Origin of the sequence: Rhizobium sp. Rhizsp82, from assembly GCF_047325115.1 — a bacterium.
Taxonomy (GTDB): domain Bacteria; phylum Pseudomonadota; class Alphaproteobacteria; order Rhizobiales; family Rhizobiaceae; genus Rhizobium.
The window spans coordinates 1,373,523-1,388,664 of record NZ_CP168571.1 but is presented as its reverse complement, the minus strand read 5'-3'; the positions used below and the strand labels follow the sequence as shown (position 1 = coordinate 1,388,664).

The following is a 15,142-nucleotide window of genomic DNA, read 5'->3' as shown; positions in this document are numbered from 1 at the left end:
GATAAGATTTGCTCCGGGCAGCTCTCTCCATGATGCGATCTTCATTGAACGAGATGAGGTTAATGACTTAGCATCTCCCGATGGTGCTTTTGACGCAGATCGAGAGTCTTGAAGTGACCATTGCCGCACGATGCTGCACGTGAGATGACGTGGATCCGATGATCGTGCGGATCAGCATGTGGGCCATCGCATGGTCAACGCGACCATATAGAGACGAACCGGGAAAGTGATACGACATTGAAGGCAACACAGCAGTTATGGGATTGGCGCCAGACAGTCGCCGGCCTTTATCACGACATTCGTTCTAGTGAGGACGCCAGTGCATCGTGGAGGTTATGGTGCGAAACACGGGCTAGGTTGTTTCGATTACACCCACAGTCACCTATCGAGGCTGATAGCAGAGAAAACTATCATGGCCCGTCAACCTATCCTTATAATCCTTCCCTTCGCTTTTTCGTCGAACTGACATCAGTGCCAGAAGAGCGTTTTGCAGTCGCGACGGGTGATGACGGTGAAACCGTGATGCATGCCTTCGCGCGGACTCGGGGGCTGGAACGCGAGCTCAGCGGAGAACTTACGCTCTATTGGATAGAGGGATACGGCGGAGGCGTTTTTCTGCCCTTCGCGGATGCAACGTCTGGAACCGAGACCTACGGTGGAGGTCGCTATCTACTCGACACCATCAAAGGTGCTGATCTTGGATCAGTGCGATCCGATGGTACATTGCTGCTCGACTTCAATTTCTCGTATTTTCCTTCGTGTGCTTATTCTTCCCGCTATGTCTGCCCATTGGCGCCGCGGGCGAACCGGTTGGCAGGCGCTGTAAGAGCGGGGGAACGGATGTGACGCCGTCCAAGCAGCTGGTACGTGATCCGGGAGTTATTGGCGAAAACGGTATTTTTGATGCTTTATGTGGCGAAACACTCGAAAGTTTCCGACGAGGAAGGAACTTCAGCGCGTCGAAAAGTGCGCAGTTCAAGGCACGGATCGATAGCCCCGAAAATGAAGGTCCCCCAAGTAACGTCGGACGTCCGGAGCTAAAGACGGAGAAAGCTTCATCCTCGCTCAAGAATGCCATGCTTCTTAGAGCGTGAAACTAGCGAACTAAGGGAACAGCTTGTCCTGAAGCTGGAGATTTAAGATGAGATTTTGCGCAGCTTTTGGGACAGGTAAAAAGGCGGTTCCGGGGCTTGCGTGATTTGGCTCAGAGCACTCCATCCGACACTTTTCCTCCTACATTCTACAGAAGGTCCATGACTGAAGATACCGCCGATGTCGCCCGCCGCCGAAGAGCAGCAATGGAGAAGGCCTTGGGAAGAGCTGAAGCTCTGGGCATCAAGGTCGACGCTGATCCTCGTTACTCAGAACTGTTGCAGTCATGGATCAATGGTGAGATCACCATGAAGGAAGCTCGCAACGCATATTTGCGACACGTTCGCGAGCGTGATCAGGGACGAGCTGACTGGCGGGCTCTTGGCATTTCATCTGCGATAGCTAAAGCCAAAGCAGCCTTGCTCAAGGCGAAGAGCCGGGAGTAGTTTTTGGGCAGCAATAAACGGAGATGGGGCTTCGGCGTGTGGCTGACACAGCAGTCGAGGATACCATACAGCTACTTAGGCAGGTAGTTCGCGTCGATAAAGCAGCCGCCGCGAGCCCTAGAGGCGGTTCCTTTTCGATTGCACGTAACTCGAACTCTTAAATCACCCCAGTGACGCTGCACTAGCTACTCAACCGCCTCTGTTCCCTCGGCGAGAGACTTTATCAAACTGATGATGGCTTTCCGGGTGCCCGGATCGGTGATTTTCATAAATGCTTTGTTGAGAGCAACGTTCTCGTTAGAACCGAGGTGCCGCTCGATCAGGGAAAGCTCCGGGACCTCGGAGGCGGAAGGGTCCTCGCCAAACAGAGCGGCAGGCGTCGTTCCCAAGATGATCGCGATGCTTTGCAGCCGGCTTGACCCTACTCTGTTGCTGCCCTTTTCGTATTTCTGAACTTGCTGGAATGTGATGCCCAGCCGTTCAGCGAGAGCCCCCTGAGATAGGCCAAGTAGCTTTCTGCGTGCTCGGATTCTGGCCCCGACATTGGCGTCAATTTCTGATTTAGCTATCGGTTGACGTGACATCATTCATCCATTTCTTCTTTTTCCACGAATAGAGAGAACCCTATCAGTTGTCGACCTAAATGGGGGATTTTCCCCAGCTGCCTCATCCTCGCGTTAACCGAATAGCTGCAACTTGCGCCTGTGGTCGCCCAATCAGCTCGCGACCGATGGGGCACGATGACTTCGATCATGACGAACAATGCGGCAGCGACAGCGTTGAAGACGCTGAGGCATGTCGCAAATGCACTCAATTCGTCGCAAGACCATATCGCGAGCGGGTTGCGTGTCCAAAAGGCGTCTGACAACGCCGCGTACTGGTCGATTGCCACAACGATGCGCTCCGATAAGAAGGCGATGTCCGCCGTCTCCGACAGCATCGGTTTCGCGAAGGCGGTCCTCGATACCACCTACCAGGGGATGGACAAGATACGCGATGAGCTGGTGACCATCCGCAACCTCGTCATTACCGCGCAGGGTCTTCCCTCGCCCGCTACGAACGGATACTCCAACTGGACAGACTATCAGCCAGACCCGATCTACGACAACTCGATGGTCGCCAAGGTCGATGCTGAAATCTACCAGCACTGGCAGCAAATCAATTCAGTCGTGGAGTCCTCCAGCTTCGGCGGCATTAATCTTCTGAAGAACGACAAAAGCGAACCGGACCTTCCCGGCGCAACAACTGAATTCACGACCGGTTACGTCAACGGTCAGGTGCTGACAGTTTCCATCGACACCAAAGCAACGACGATGATCAACTACGGCCGCACGGTCGACAATCTCTGGAACCAACCGGGCTCCGAGAACATGGGCTACCTCGACGGCGTCATCTGGAACGCCAACATCATCTATCCGATCACCTGGGTCGACTACGACGGCAATGTTGTCAAAAACGAAAACACATACACCCTGCGCAACTCGGAAGTCCGCATCAACCAGGACGGCCTGGATCGAAACGAATATTACAACGGAATGGTCAACCAGCTCGATGAACGTATCCAGGCTGTTGTTGCCGGGATGTCCGTGGTCGGCTCCACCCAGAAACGGGTCGATCTCCAGGATGAGTTCAACAAATCGATGATGGACAATGTCGACAAGGGCGTTGGTCGTCTGGTCGATGCCGATATGGAAGAGCAATCAGCCAAGCTCGCGGCGCTTCAGACCCAGCAGCAGTTGGCGATCCAGTCCCTGAACATTGCCAACCAGGCTCCTCAGGGGCTGCTCACGCTATTCAAATAGTATCCGCTGCGGTCGGGAGTGTCGCGAGACACCTTCGAATTGTCCGAGGGTGAACGTTGAACTCTGCCGCAACTGTACTGATTGGCAAACGCTCCACCTCGCACAGACGCCGCACACGCCTTTTCTGATCCTGATCGAGGGCAGGTTTTCGACCGAGGATGCTACCCCGAGCTCTTGCCGCAGCGAGGCCGGCATTAACCCGTTCCCGTATCAGCGCTCTTTCAAATTGGGCAATGGCCCCGAGCACGTACACAATCATCAAACCAATGTCCGTGGTGGTATCCACCGCCTCAGTGAGTGAGATAAAGCCCACGCTTCTCTTTTGGAGGCTGGTGATGAGAGCCGCGAGATGCGGCACTGACCGTGCCAACCTGTCGAACCGCCAAACAACCAGTGTGTCTCCCGGTTTCAGATGGCGAAGTGCTGCCTTTAGGCCGGGCCGGGATCGCGCGGCTCCGGACGCGTGATCATCGAAAATCCGGTCGCAACCAGCAGCGGAAAGAGCGCTAGTCTGTAGATCAAGGTTTTGCCCATCAGTGGAGACACGCGCATATCCAATTCGCATTTTCACACAAGTTTCCTTACCTCTGCACCGGATTGACAAAACGGACTGTTTTAGTCGAAGGCCAAATGGGTGAAGATGCACTTTCGGTCTTTCAAAGATTGCTAGCAGCTTTCGCAAGTGACAAGCCGTCTGCCATGCTCGTGACAAAAACAGTTGTTTTCGCGCTGCGGCGGGAGCTGAATGCCGTGATCTCACAGATTGGCGGTTTCAGAATACTTTTCGATGAAGTCTTCGCGTCCGATCCTACGGCAGGTCCGAATCCCTTGTTCGATAAGCTTCGCCCGTGGCTAACAGATCGGCACGCGCTATTTTACAGCAAAGATGGCAATGTGAGTTCCATACATCGCTATGCTCTACTTCCAACGGTGGCTCAGGATGTCAACGAGCTGCTTGTCGACTGGGTAACGAAAAGATCGTTTGACTTGTCCGACACTTCAGGCCTGTCGAGTACATCAATCATTTCAGAGCGAATGCGGGTCTTTGCTTCGATAGGCTTTCGCCGAGCGCATACTGGACGGCGGCTCATCGCACTTTTCGATGTCCGCTTCGTCGCCCCTGTGACGAGTGAAGCTGCTCAGGATGATGTTGATAGGGCGATACTTGGAAATTTAGCGTGGGGATACTCTCTTAATGAGATCGGCGGGATTGTCAGGCTTTCAGGGCGTACCGTGGAGCACCGCCTTGAGCGGATGAAGGCTAGAGTAGGATGCCAGACGACGGCCGAACTCCTTTCGGGGTTCATCGTCTCCCAAGTTTCGGATTAGGCCGCAGCGTTGAGAGAGCTGTCTGCTCGCGTTTCAGGCGATTGCGGTATCACCAAAACCATGTTTGAACATGTCTTATTTGGTTGTTGGTGCTCGGTGTCTACCGTAAAACGAAGGCGTGCTGCTTCCGTGATGGAATTGATGGCACGAGCCCAGGAGGGGCTTTATAATGTCCCCGAATGATGATCGAAACCGCGAAATCACCCCACTTGCGACGCTAACCCATTCTGTAGCACGCCTTGCCGGAGTTCGAAATTCGCAGAGCGTCGTGGAAATCATTCGATCTACAGCTCGAAAGATGGTTGGCTGCCAAGGCATTGCCGTCATCCGGAAAGAGGGGGATCTTTGCCACTACATTGACGAGGACGCAATCGGTTCGCTGTGGAAGGGGCAGACGTTTCCGGCTACGGCTTGTGTCAGCGGATGGGCTATGACAGAGCGCCGCACGCTCATAATCCCCGATATATCCGCGGAGCCGCGGATACCAACAGAGTTCTACGAGGGCACCTTCGTCAAGGCGATCGCTATGACGCCCATCGGGGTGGATGATCCCATTGGGGCTATCGGAGCCTATTGGGCTTCGCCATACAATCCCACGGAGGGGGAAATTGCCATTCTCGAGGCGCTCGCAAGGGCAGCAGCGACTGCAATCGAGAACGTCCGCTTGATCGAAGCGTTGTCAAATGCTTTGGATAACGCCGAACTCGCCAGAGATGAGCTTCGGCATCGGGTAAAGAATGCATACATGGGAGTGCAGGGCCTCGTAAAGCTGTCCGTGAAGGGGGACGCCGGGGAGGAGCTTGTGAACAGGATTGGGGCGCTGGCTCGCTCGAACAGTTTGCTAGACGAACGGCTGCCAGCGAAAACCAGCGTGGACCTGCGAGAGCTTATCGAGATCGAGATCGAGGCCTATCGCTCAACCGCAGCCGGCCGGTTTGTTCTAAATGGGCCAGTGACTGAGATCAGTGGCGCAAGGGCCGTACCATTGGGGTTGGCGATCAATGAACTGGCGACGAACGCGCTGAAGCACGGTGCACTGTCCGTTGAGGAGGGCAGGGTGGAAATCTCGTGGTCACGAGATGGCGGCCACCTTTACTTATCTTGGACAGAAAGCCACGGCCCGCGGGTAGCAATCGCAAAAACGGGCGAAGGGTCAGGTCTTCTATCGCGGCTGGTCGAGCGGCAGCTCCGGGGAACGCTTAGCCATGTCTTTGAACCGGAAGGCGTACGATGCTCGATACAGTTCGATGAGAAGTCCTTTAGGGTCGCCGGCAATAGATCGCTGACGGGAAGTCCCGCGCTCTGAAGGCGCAGGGAGTATTTGTCCCGAACTTGTCGCCATTCAGTCAGCAATAATGGCTGCGAAGCGCTCGAATGGTGGTCACCCGGGGAAGCAATTGTCTTTCCGGTGCGACCCACCGCCCGATGTTTCACCGCTCATAAAGTATGCGGATGTCGTGCGGCGACCTGGTGCGCCGCGTCGCCACGCACACTCCGCGGGCCACCTTACTCGCCAAGTTGGCTGTGCTGAATCGCTTGGGTAGTGACCCAATCCATGGCATTCTTGTCCGCAAGTAGTCCGCGAAGGAACGCCGCACGCCAGCTGTTCAGGCCGTTGGTCACCGCTTCAACATCGTGATCAAGCTTCACGTGGGCCTCGAAGTCGACGTTCTCATTTAGACCACCTTCCCGCATAGATAAGGTTTTGGGATAGTTGGCCCATAGAACCTCCATGCTCCGTTTAAACTGCTTCCCTAAAACGTTCTGTAGATGGAAACGCGTCACTTCAACTACCTCGTTCAAAAGGCCATGAAGTGGCGCGGGCGAAAATGTAGCCGCAGCAAAAGGCTCGTGGAAAACTACGCGCCAAATCTCGTTGGATGCCCACGTATCAAAGTAAGGGTGTATGAAGCGTTCGCTTCCGCTCCCTCGGTATGTCCGGCCCTTGCCGTCGCTGTTGCAGTACTTGCACGCGGGTACCAAATTCAGGCTCAAAATAGAGAATTCGGCGAATGTCTCACGAGGAAGGTAGTGATCAAGATCCCCGGTGCCGCCAGAGCCACATACCGGACATGAGCCATACGGCTCATCGCGGATCTTCTGTAATGCATCGGAACTTCGGCGAGTGTCGTAGAGCTTTTTTAGCCGCGCTTGCACGGTCTTGGGGAAGTTCGTCGGATCTACAAGCCAAGGATTGCCATTGTGCTGGCGGTAATTCTCGTACGCTTTCTGCCATTTCGTACGGTGCTTGGTCCAAATGGGCTTCGAGCAAATCCGAGCTTGGAGGGCGTCGTCGTGGGCAGGGTCATTAGGTGGTGGTAGATGTCGCATCTTAGTCGGCTTGTTTAATGACGTCAGCAATGAAGGAAAGGCTCTCCGGGTTTAGTGCACCGCCGAAGTCTCGAACAACGGCGTCAATGCCTATGTCACGGCCTGTTTTTAGCGCCCATTTCTCCAATGAATCTTGATATCGATGATCTACCTCAAGGTCGCCGAACACAAATTGGGAAATGGCGTCGATACTCGCTCCGAAAGTCTGCATCCGAGGCTTTCTGATCTCGATATGCTCATCCTCGAGGTCGAATATCCGAACTTTGTCTCTCGGCACTTCCCGCACGACGTATGCGGAGTGAGTTGCGATAATGGCTATTGACCGAGTGGCTTCAAGGACGGTCTGCAAAAGTACCATAGCCTGCGAAATGTAATTGGGGTGAAGGTGGGTCTCCGGCTCATCCAGTAAGAGAAGGGAGCCCGGCTGGACAGATGCGGAGATCTGCGCGGCTAATCTAATCATTGCAACCTCTCCGCTACTCAGCCGTCTGACCTTCTGCGAGGCCGTAAGAACAACCGGCGATCCCTTCCAAGCGAGACGGTGAAGGAGCTTGAGGCCGTTTTGTTCGTTCATCCGATGCCGCTTGATCGGAAAAAACGCGAGGCCGTCAACTTGCACAACGTGAGGGAGGTCCTCTTCTTCTCCTTCTGTCGGCTCCAGAGGAAGATGCAGGCCCTCCCAGAGGCCGATCTCCCCAAGAGCTTCCTTCACGAGACCTATCCTCCTTGTCGCGCGTTCGTCGTCGTCGGGAAATATAGAGCTGGTGTCAGAAATGCAGATTGCCAGCGAGGACAAAGCTCCATCAATTCGTAGAGGGTCGTGCGAACTGATTGGAAAGTGCTCGTAGTCTATTCCCCTCCAGGCGCCTATCTCTCGGGGAAAAAGATCGTCAGGGACGGACGAGAACATGAGCACGCGCGAAAAGGCGGGCTTTTCGTCGAAAGATGCGAGTAAAGGCTCTTCGGGAGCATTGCCTAGAGAGCTAATCAGCGCATTTATAAATTGACTTTTTCCGCTTCCGTTCTTCCCGATCAGAACGGATGCTCGGTCGCCAAAGATTGGATCAGGCAGGAAGTCAAATGATACCTTGTACTCGTTCTCCGCGTTGGGAAGTTTAGCGGCGAACGCGAATTCTTTTGCCGAATCGTCGGTGGCGGCAATGGGATCTGGACGCAAGTGCCTCGCGCCCCGTAAGAGTGCTTCATAAGCGCCCGATTGCCGAATTATTCCTAAATAGAAGTCTTCGCTGCGGATGAGCCGGAGTCGATCTGGGTTGGTCTGTTCAATGTTCTCGACGACCGCATCACCCAGTGCTCGTAATGCGCTGACAGCAGGGCCGAAACCAATCTCACTAACCAAAACGCGGTAGTCATCGACGTTGGGAATGAGGGACACAAACGCTACAGAGACCTCTGAAATAGGCCTTATGTCCCGCTCGCCGAGGAACTGTTTCAAGGCTCTTTCTGTCGAGGTCTGCCCCTCGAACATTAGTCGTATGAAGCCCTTCTCCGGTGGGCCTTCAACTGCGAGGGTGTACATTGTCGCGAAATACTGGCGCCCATAGTCATTCCATTTGTCCGGGTCTGGCACGATGGCAATCACCGGACGTGGCAGTTCGCTTTCCAACACGGCGTTTATTGAAGATGCAGCGACAACTTGCACTTCGCCGTCAGCAGGTATTTTGGTAGCCATGGTAAAATCAACGCTGAATATGATGAACGTTCAAAGGGTGATAGTTTTAGCGCGTGCTCCGTTCGCGAAACTAGTTTAGCGCACCTAACGAAGTCTTATCGAACGGCTTAAGTTCGCTCACCCGCCCGTCTCGGATTTTGAGTGGCCAGTCTGGATCGCTGAGCAGTGCTCGGCCTATAGCGATCAGGTCGAACTCTTCGTAGCGCATACGACGCAGCAAATCTTCGATATTACCAACAGGAGCGCCTTGCGAAGCGCCTCGCAGCTGGTCGAGAAAATCACCTCCGGCCAGGCCTACCGATCCGACGCTTACAACAGGAAGCCCAGTCAGTTTCTTCGCCCAGCCGGCGAGGTTCAGGTCCGATCCAGGGAACTCCGGCTCCCAGAAGCGTCGCGTTGAGGCGTGGAGCGCGGTAACGCCCGCCAGTACAATCGGAGAGAGGAGGCGATCAAGCTGATCTGGGGTTTCCGACAACTTTGCAGAGTAGTCCTGAAGCTTCCATTGCGAGAAGCGGAAGAATACTGGAAAATTCGGACCAACCGCAGCCCGAACGCCCTTCACGATCTCGACAGCGAACCTGGTGCGTTCAATTGCGTCTCCGCCGAAAATATCGGTCCTGGTGTTGGTGCCCTGCCACAAGAACTGATCGAGGAGGTAGCCGTGTGCTCCATGCAACTCAACCCCATCGAAGCCGATTGACTGCGCGGCCCGTGCCGCAGTGGAGAACGCTTCAATTGTATCGGCAATGTCATTATCGGTCATCGATCGGCTCGATCCACCTATGCCGGTCGGACCCTCTGAGGGGGTGCTCGGGAAAGGCCCCGTACCCGCGTCGCGGGCCAGACCTTGATGCCAGAGCTGAGGAGCTATTCGACCGCCGGCAGCATGGACCTCGGACACCACGTTGGCCCAGCCTGCGAGGCTGCGCGGTTCATGGAAATTTGGTATCGACGCGTCGTTGGACGCAGCAGGACGACCTATCGTGGTTCCCTCGGTAATGATTAGGCCCACGCCTCCTTCAGCTCGTCGTCGATAATACTTTGCAACGTCGGCATCCGGTATCCCGTTGCGACTGAGGCGACGCGTCATCGGCGCCATCACAACGCGATTGGCGACCGTGAGGTTGCCTATGCTGAGTGGTCTAAAAAGAACAGTCGCATCCATCTGCAAAAATCCATTCTATTTTCGCGACCGCGAGGCCGAAAGCGAGTCGACGAAAGGGTTCCAAGCCATCTATTCTGCTTTAAGGGCATATGCACGCAAATAATCGCGAGCCCGCCAAGTCGGGAACAGTTCTCGCTGGCGCGCGAGAGTAACTAGCTATTGAACGCTGCCAGACGGGAACACAAGAGGTCCTCAGTAGCAATTCATTGTGGCTCCTGCAGAGCTGCACGGAGCGGCGAGAGGCTCATTGCTATAATAAATAGGATCTAAAGCCGAGATCGTCGGTGCCGCTCGGCGATGCTTCCTGCTATTGTGCGAGCTTGCTTTTCGGGTCTTCCCGATTACTAAAGCTGCGTTGACGGTCGCCTGCGACTGAACCGGACGCTTTTGATATGCGCTCCAACATGCGAGCCTTTGCGCTACTCCATTTACAAAGGCCGGTACACTAAGCTTCGAAGACTCGGCACAGAGACAGCGTGCGTCATCCACTATCGAAATTTTGGATCGCGCCGAGCGTTGTGGAGAAGTTCGCTGGCGCTCGCAAATGGTCCGAAAAGCTGGATCAGCCTCTCCATTTCCGTGGAGTTTATCCGATGACGTGCGCAAAAGTCAGCGACCGCCCATACCTTCGTGAGTGGGTTGTCGCTGATCCGCTCAGGCTCGATGTGTTCCATGATTTCCTCGCTGTGTTGTCTCGCAAGGATTTGCCCCTGAACTTGAAATCATCAAGAGAAGAGAAAACCAAAATAATGGTCCTGGATGAAAACAATTAGCGTTGGTTGGCAGGCGGACCAACTAACGTTGGCCCCTCCGATCGCATGGCTGCCGATGGCCGCGTCGGTTGCGATGTCACTGGTTAAGGACTCGATCCCGTACCGGCCTCAGCGTCAGAAAACTTGATGACGTAAATTCCTTTCCTTACTGACGAAAAGACCTCAAATAGTCGAGCGGCTAACTTCCCAACACCTTGTCCGTATGGCAAATCCTTGTTGGGTTAAGATTCATTTTTGAGGGCTTCTATGAAGATTTACTACTTTGCGCTCGCTTCGCTACTGGCCGTTTCATCCTGTGCCAAGCGTCCAGACGCGATTGTCCCGGCGGACATTCCGATGGCTGCCTACACCGGCTCCTCATGTTCAGATCTGGCAAGGGAGCTTGTTAAAGAGCAGGAAAACTTGGCAGCCTTATCAAAGGCACAAAACCAAGCTGCGACCGGTGATGCAGTTGGCGTCTTTTTGATCGGAGTTCCCACTTCAAGTACGTTTGGCGGTGATAAGGAAGGGCAGGTGGCGGTTGCCAAGGGTAAGGTACAGGCGATTCAGAACGCGATGCGCAGCAAGCGTTGTTCAGCCGGCTAGCAATTTCTCATTGCCCTGCGTATTTCGATTGAGATTCAAGCCATGTTAAGACTGAGCGGCATCTTCGCGCTCAAAAACTGCAAAGTTTAAGTTCAAAGCGTGGTTGAAAAGGAAAAGCTCGTGAATTGGGACTATTTTATAAGTCATGCTAGCGAAGATAAGCTGGCCATAGCCCAGCCCCTGGCGAGCTACTTGTCCTTGGCGGGGTTCCGGGTTTGGTACGACGAATTTTCGTTGAAAGTCGGAGACTCGCTCCTCCAAAGCATAGACGCGGGCTTGGCTGGATCAGCATTTGGAGTGACGATCCTAAGTCGAAGTTTTTTCGCAAAAAAATGGCCGAAAAGCGAATTATCTGGACTGTTTTCGCTCGAAGGCGAAGCAAAAAAGATATTGCCTGTCTGGCATGATGTCGATGCGGCGACAGTCGCTTCTTATTCTCCAGTAATTGCTGACCGCGTTGCGGTGTCCTCGGCTAAGGGTCTTCAGGCCGTTGCCGCGGCGATTGTGGGATCATCTTTTCCCGAGCGAAGCAATTGTCTCCCCCTCAAAAACTATGCTGAGATCTATTTTGATGGAGGGTACGATAGCTCAAAGGACGAGTTTCGAAGCTTACTAAATGAGGGAGCCTCGGACGCCGACCTTCGAGCGTTCCTCTCAGTGAACCACAAACTTGTGGTGGGGGATATTGGCCGGCGAGATGCCGTAATACCGGGATACTTGCTGCCACTGTCGCTAGGCATCGATTTCGCTGTCGTCACATCGGCAGGTGTCACAGGTCCCATGTCGGTCGAATTGATCTTCCTCGCATCTCGGGATCGAAGAGAAACACTTAGCGCAATGGATAAGATATCCCAACATTTTCGTTCTCGTGTATTGCCGCGACAGCGACCCCGAAATTACCATGGCGGAGCGGTTTTGTGCGAGTTTCCGTCAGTCGAACCCATCGGAGAAAGCATAAGAGGAATGGTGAATACGGAGAACATTCATCTTCAGCATCCGGGCTCATGGCTTGTGTCGTTAAGGATTTACGGCGGGCGGCGAGTAATTGAGGGATCGCCCTCTCTGCCTCTTCCAGCCGAGTTGCAGGGAATACAGGTTGACGTCGCGTCTTACGATCGTATCGCCGACCAATCGAGTGTTCGTCGCCGCTTTTGAGGCAAGATGGTCTGCGCCGAACGATGAGCAGACGCGCAATTCGTCAAGGTGAAGGCGGCTTTTGGTCCGCGCGTAGCTCTGTTGAGTGTAAGGCGGGAGCTCATCTGCAGATGGGAAAGCCGATTTAGCGGTGCATCAATCTTCCGCCGACTTGACAGCTTCAAAAAGCTGGCACACGAATTGGTGGAGGCCTAACCCTCTAATTTGTGCCGGTGAATCCACGGCAACTCGCTATAACGTCTGTACACAACCGCGCGGGCCGGTCGATTGTCCGAACGTTTCGCCCCGGGAGAGTAAAGAGCGAGGGTTAGGCCTTGAACATCGATGTGAGCGCTTTTGACGACCCAATTGCGCGGCTTAGGATGGCGCACTCTTTTCAAGATATATCATCTGCTTTGGGGCTCGACCCATCGCGCTTCTTTTACGTTGTTAAAAACGCAGACAACGGCCTCTACTACAAAGAATTTCAGATCCCGAAGAAAAGTGGCGGTGTTCGGGATATCGCTAAGCCTGTGCGCGGCTTGGCTCTCGCTCAGGACCGGCTAGCCACTGTGCTGCAGACCAGGTTCGATCCCAAGCCCTTTGTGAAAGGATACGTCAAGGGCGAGTCATTTCTGACCAACGCGCAATATCACGAGAGGCGAAAGTGGGTACTCAATATCGACGTTAAAGAGTTCTTTCCTTCCATAGGGTTTGCACGCGTCCGTGGCCTCTTCATGTCTGAATTTTTTGGTTTCAATGAGCGTGTCGCCACCATCCTGGCCCGAATTACCACCTTTAGAGACGGCCTTCCTCAAGGCGCTTCGACCTCTCCGTTGATCGCGAACATTATTGCTCACAATCTCGATAAGAGGCTTATGGCAATCGCCGTAAAAAATCGTCTCCGCTACACGAGATTTGCCGACGATATAACGTTTTCATCTAGCCAGAAGACAATTCCGCCCTCGGTAATCCGTGGCTGGGAGCCCATGTATGGCTCTAGAACGGTTCATCTTGCCGCGGAAATACAGGACGCTTTCAAGTCCGCGCGGTTCGAGATTAACGACGCGAAGACGCGGATCCTCCTTTCCAGCGAGCGGCAGGAGGTCACTGGACTGATCGTCAATCGTAAAGCCAATGTGTGGCGACGAGACATCGCCAAGCTTCGGATGAAGCTGCATTCGGCGCGAGTGCATGGAGCGGGGAAAGCAGCGAAGTTGTGGCTCAAGGACACCGAAAACCCCGCTCACTTCTGGCAACACATCGAAGGGTGGCTCTCCTACATTTCCCAGGTGAGGGGGAAAGATGATCCTGTCACTGCGAAGCTCTGCAAAATGGCGGTCTTGAGTGGTCTGAAGGGCGCTCCTTGGATTGAAGCGTACGCGGACATGGTTCGCGAGTTCGACGTTTTCTTATCGCACGCAAGCGAAGACAAGCCAAAGGTTCGCATCCTGAAGCAGAAGCTTGAAGACCTTGGCGGCAAGGTTTTCTTCGACGAGGACAGCATCAAGTGGGGTGATACTCTAGCAGAGAAAATTAATCATGGTCTTCTGAAATCGAAATACTTCGTCCCCTTCCTCTCAAACACTTTTGCAGCCAAGGGATGGACGAACAAGGAACTGAATTCCGCCATAGCGATGAACGTTAACCGAAAGGGACGCATCCTCCCAATCTGCGATGGCGACTTCTCGATTGCGAACAATTATCCGCTGCTTAATGACACTCTTTATAAGCAATGGCCTTTAGATGCCGCGGAAGAAGAGGTGTTCGTTGCCACGGCAGCAGATGAAATCATGAAGCGAATTCAAGAGTCGAATGCCCAAGCAAACGACCTGAGTGGTTAGCGGTATGCCGACCTGCTGAAGGTTCTAACCTGAGAGGCGGTGCCGACCTGACAGCCAAATTCTCGATAAATTTCGTTTCCCGCGAAAATTAAGATTGCCGCTTATTCTGGCCGTAAAAAGTGTTAAGAACGGTGAGCTTGTCGATCATCCATATCTGAGGCCGTCATCATCTTGCGAAAACAACAGCGCCAATTCGTCGTCGAGGTTAAATCGTCCCGCCGTAGAACATCAGCCGCGATCCCATCGATCTGGGGCAACATTGATCTGAAGGCGGCCGCCCGCGATCTCGACAATGACCTAAGTGGAACTGTCGAAATTCCGACGACAACAGATGCCCCGGATGGGCGTGCTGCTCAGCGTATCGGGGATGCTTTGGAGACGTTGGATAAGAATGAATTGTTGACAGTAGAGAATCAACAAACGAAAACGTCGGTGTCAACAGGGGAGAGCATACCAATGGCCGACGAAATCAATCCGGACTCCGCGCCCGAAAGTGCGGTTGCTGAACAAGTATCACCACCTAAGAAGAAGCGTGCACCGCGTGCGAGGAAGGCAGACGCTATTGTGGCGCCGGCTTCTTCGGAGCCAACTAAGAAAAACCGCGGAGGACGTCCGAAGCGTGCGGAAGCCTCTGCGCTAAGCGCAACGGCTGCGGTTGCCCCAAAAGGCCGTGGCAAACGCGCGGCTTCAGCAAGCCCGGCAGCTGCGAAGCGCGGTCAATACCGAATCTCGAAGGGAGCTTCACAGATCTCTCCGCTGGCAGACGATCTTGCCGATCTCCTTCAGCTTGAGGAGGAGAACAAACGCCTCCGCCAGTCACTGGCGGAAAAACTTCGTGCGGAGAATGCCAATCTTCGAAATCGGCTGGGCTTGAAGTAGCAAAGCTAGGTGGCGGGCGCTTCGCCTGCCGTCCGCCACCGTTCACTAAGAAGAGCGGAGCGTTTAGAA

The 15,142-nt window shown here is 54.1% G+C and carries 15 protein-coding genes; 9 read left to right on the top strand and 6 right to left on the bottom strand.

Going from position 1 to position 15,142, the window contains the following annotated elements; translation table 11 throughout:
* Positions 1-237: 237 nt before the first annotated feature.
* A complete protein-coding gene (locus tag ACEN84_RS30530) occupies positions 238-846 on the top strand; it encodes a DUF1684 domain-containing protein (RefSeq protein WP_413711685.1) in 609 nt (202 codons plus the stop codon).
* 407 nt (positions 847-1,253) lie between these two features.
* Positions 1,254-1,538 (top strand): hypothetical protein, encoded by a 285-nt coding sequence (locus tag ACEN84_RS30525; protein ID WP_413711684.1) that lies wholly within the window; start codon positions 1,254-1,256, stop codon positions 1,536-1,538.
* 185 nt (positions 1,539-1,723) lie between these two features.
* On the opposite strand, the gene ACEN84_RS30520 is transcribed toward ACEN84_RS30525, so the two are convergent.
* A complete protein-coding gene (locus ACEN84_RS30520) occupies positions 1,724-2,125 on the bottom strand; it encodes a helix-turn-helix domain-containing protein (RefSeq protein ID WP_413711683.1) in 402 nt (133 codons plus the stop codon).
* A gap of 165 nt (positions 2,126-2,290) precedes the next feature.
* Here ACEN84_RS30520 and ACEN84_RS30515 point away from each other — a divergent pair, with 165 nt between their 5' ends.
* Positions 2,291-3,340 (top strand): flagellin, encoded by a 1,050-nt coding sequence (locus tag ACEN84_RS30515; RefSeq protein WP_413711682.1) that lies wholly within the window; start codon positions 2,291-2,293, stop codon positions 3,338-3,340.
* On the opposite strand, the gene ACEN84_RS30510 is transcribed toward ACEN84_RS30515, so the two are convergent.
* Positions 3,333-3,905: a recombinase family protein gene (locus ACEN84_RS30510; RefSeq protein WP_413712526.1), complete on the bottom strand. Its 573-nt coding sequence runs from the start codon at positions 3,903-3,905 to the stop codon at positions 3,333-3,335. The two genes, ACEN84_RS30515 and ACEN84_RS30510, sit on opposite strands and share 8 nt — an antisense overlap.
* A gap of 65 nt (positions 3,906-3,970) precedes the next feature.
* Between ACEN84_RS30510 and ACEN84_RS30505 the strand changes: the two genes are divergently transcribed.
* Together ACEN84_RS30505 and ACEN84_RS30500 are read left to right on the top strand one after the other, a co-directional pair.
* Entirely contained in the window at positions 3,971-4,669 is a 699-nt protein-coding gene (locus ACEN84_RS30505; RefSeq protein ID WP_413711681.1) for a helix-turn-helix transcriptional regulator, read from the top strand.
* A 169-nt stretch (positions 4,670-4,838) separates the two neighbouring features.
* Positions 4,839-5,975: a sensor histidine kinase gene (locus ACEN84_RS30500; RefSeq protein WP_413711680.1), complete on the top strand. Its 1,137-nt coding sequence runs from the start codon at positions 4,839-4,841 to the stop codon at positions 5,973-5,975.
* A gap of 200 nt (positions 5,976-6,175) precedes the next feature.
* On the opposite strand, the gene ACEN84_RS30495 is transcribed toward ACEN84_RS30500, so the two are convergent.
* The 4 genes from ACEN84_RS30495 to ACEN84_RS30480 form a co-directional block, all read right to left on the bottom strand.
* Entirely contained in the window at positions 6,176-7,030 is an 855-nt protein-coding gene (locus ACEN84_RS30495; RefSeq protein ID WP_413711679.1) for a hypothetical protein, read from the bottom strand.
* Positions 7,002-8,693, bottom strand: a complete 1,692-nt coding sequence (locus ACEN84_RS30490; protein WP_413711678.1) for an AAA family ATPase — start codon at positions 8,691-8,693, stop codon at positions 7,002-7,004. The genes ACEN84_RS30495 and ACEN84_RS30490 overlap by 29 nt, the downstream gene beginning before the upstream one ends.
* A 70-nt stretch (positions 8,694-8,763) precedes the next feature.
* Positions 8,764-9,783: an NADH:flavin oxidoreductase gene (locus tag ACEN84_RS30485; RefSeq protein WP_413712525.1), complete on the bottom strand. Its 1,020-nt coding sequence runs from the start codon at positions 9,781-9,783 to the stop codon at positions 8,764-8,766.
* Positions 9,784-10,346: 563 nt separating this feature from the next.
* Complete coding sequence (locus ACEN84_RS30480; RefSeq protein ID WP_413712524.1) at positions 10,347-10,535, bottom strand: hypothetical protein; 189 nt, start codon at positions 10,533-10,535, stop codon at positions 10,347-10,349.
* Positions 10,536-10,877: 342 nt separating this feature from the next.
* Between ACEN84_RS30480 and ACEN84_RS30475 the strand changes: the two genes are divergently transcribed.
* The 4 genes from ACEN84_RS30475 (at position 10,878) to ACEN84_RS30460 (ending at position 15,073) form a co-directional block, all read left to right on the top strand.
* Positions 10,878-11,216, top strand: a complete 339-nt coding sequence (locus ACEN84_RS30475; protein WP_413711677.1) for a hypothetical protein — start codon at positions 10,878-10,880, stop codon at positions 11,214-11,216.
* Between the two features lie 120 nt (positions 11,217-11,336).
* Positions 11,337-12,371, top strand: coding sequence for a toll/interleukin-1 receptor domain-containing protein (locus ACEN84_RS30470; protein WP_413711676.1), 1,035 nt, complete (start codon positions 11,337-11,339; stop codon positions 12,369-12,371).
* A gap of 314 nt (positions 12,372-12,685) precedes the next feature.
* Positions 12,686-14,194, top strand: coding sequence for a TIR domain-containing anti-phage reverse transcriptase (locus ACEN84_RS30465; protein ID WP_413711675.1), 1,509 nt, complete (start codon positions 12,686-12,688; stop codon positions 14,192-14,194).
* A 171-nt stretch (positions 14,195-14,365) separates the two neighbouring features.
* The gene (locus ACEN84_RS30460; RefSeq protein ID WP_413711674.1) at positions 14,366-15,073 is read left to right on the top strand and encodes a transcriptional regulator; all 708 of its coding nucleotides are present in this window, start codon (positions 14,366-14,368) and stop codon (positions 15,071-15,073) included.
* The last annotated feature ends 69 nt before the right edge of the window (positions 15,074-15,142 follow it).

Coding starts and splice junctions, on each gene's coding strand:
- ACEN84_RS30515 (WP_413711682.1), top strand. CDS start 2,291: ATGACGAACAATGCGGCAGCGACAGCGTTGAAGACGCTGAGGCATGTC.
- ACEN84_RS30505 (WP_413711681.1), top strand. CDS start 3,971: ATGGGTGAAGATGCACTTTCGGTCTTTCAAAGATTGCTAGCAGCTTTC.
- ACEN84_RS30520 (WP_413711683.1), bottom strand. CDS start 2,125: ATGATGTCACGTCAACCGATAGCTAAATCAGAAATTGACGCCAATGTC.
- ACEN84_RS30490 (WP_413711678.1), bottom strand. CDS start 8,693: ATGGCTACCAAAATACCTGCTGACGGCGAAGTGCAAGTTGTCGCTGCA.
- ACEN84_RS30500 (WP_413711680.1), top strand. CDS start 4,839: ATGTCCCCGAATGATGATCGAAACCGCGAAATCACCCCACTTGCGACG.
- ACEN84_RS30485 (WP_413712525.1), bottom strand. CDS start 9,783: ATGACGCGTCGCCTCAGTCGCAACGGGATACCGGATGCCGACGTTGCA.
- ACEN84_RS30525 (WP_413711684.1), top strand. CDS start 1,254: ATGACTGAAGATACCGCCGATGTCGCCCGCCGCCGAAGAGCAGCAATG.
- ACEN84_RS30475 (WP_413711677.1), top strand. CDS start 10,878: ATGAAGATTTACTACTTTGCGCTCGCTTCGCTACTGGCCGTTTCATCC.
- ACEN84_RS30510 (WP_413712526.1), bottom strand. CDS start 3,905: ATGCGAATTGGATATGCGCGTGTCTCCACTGATGGGCAAAACCTTGAT.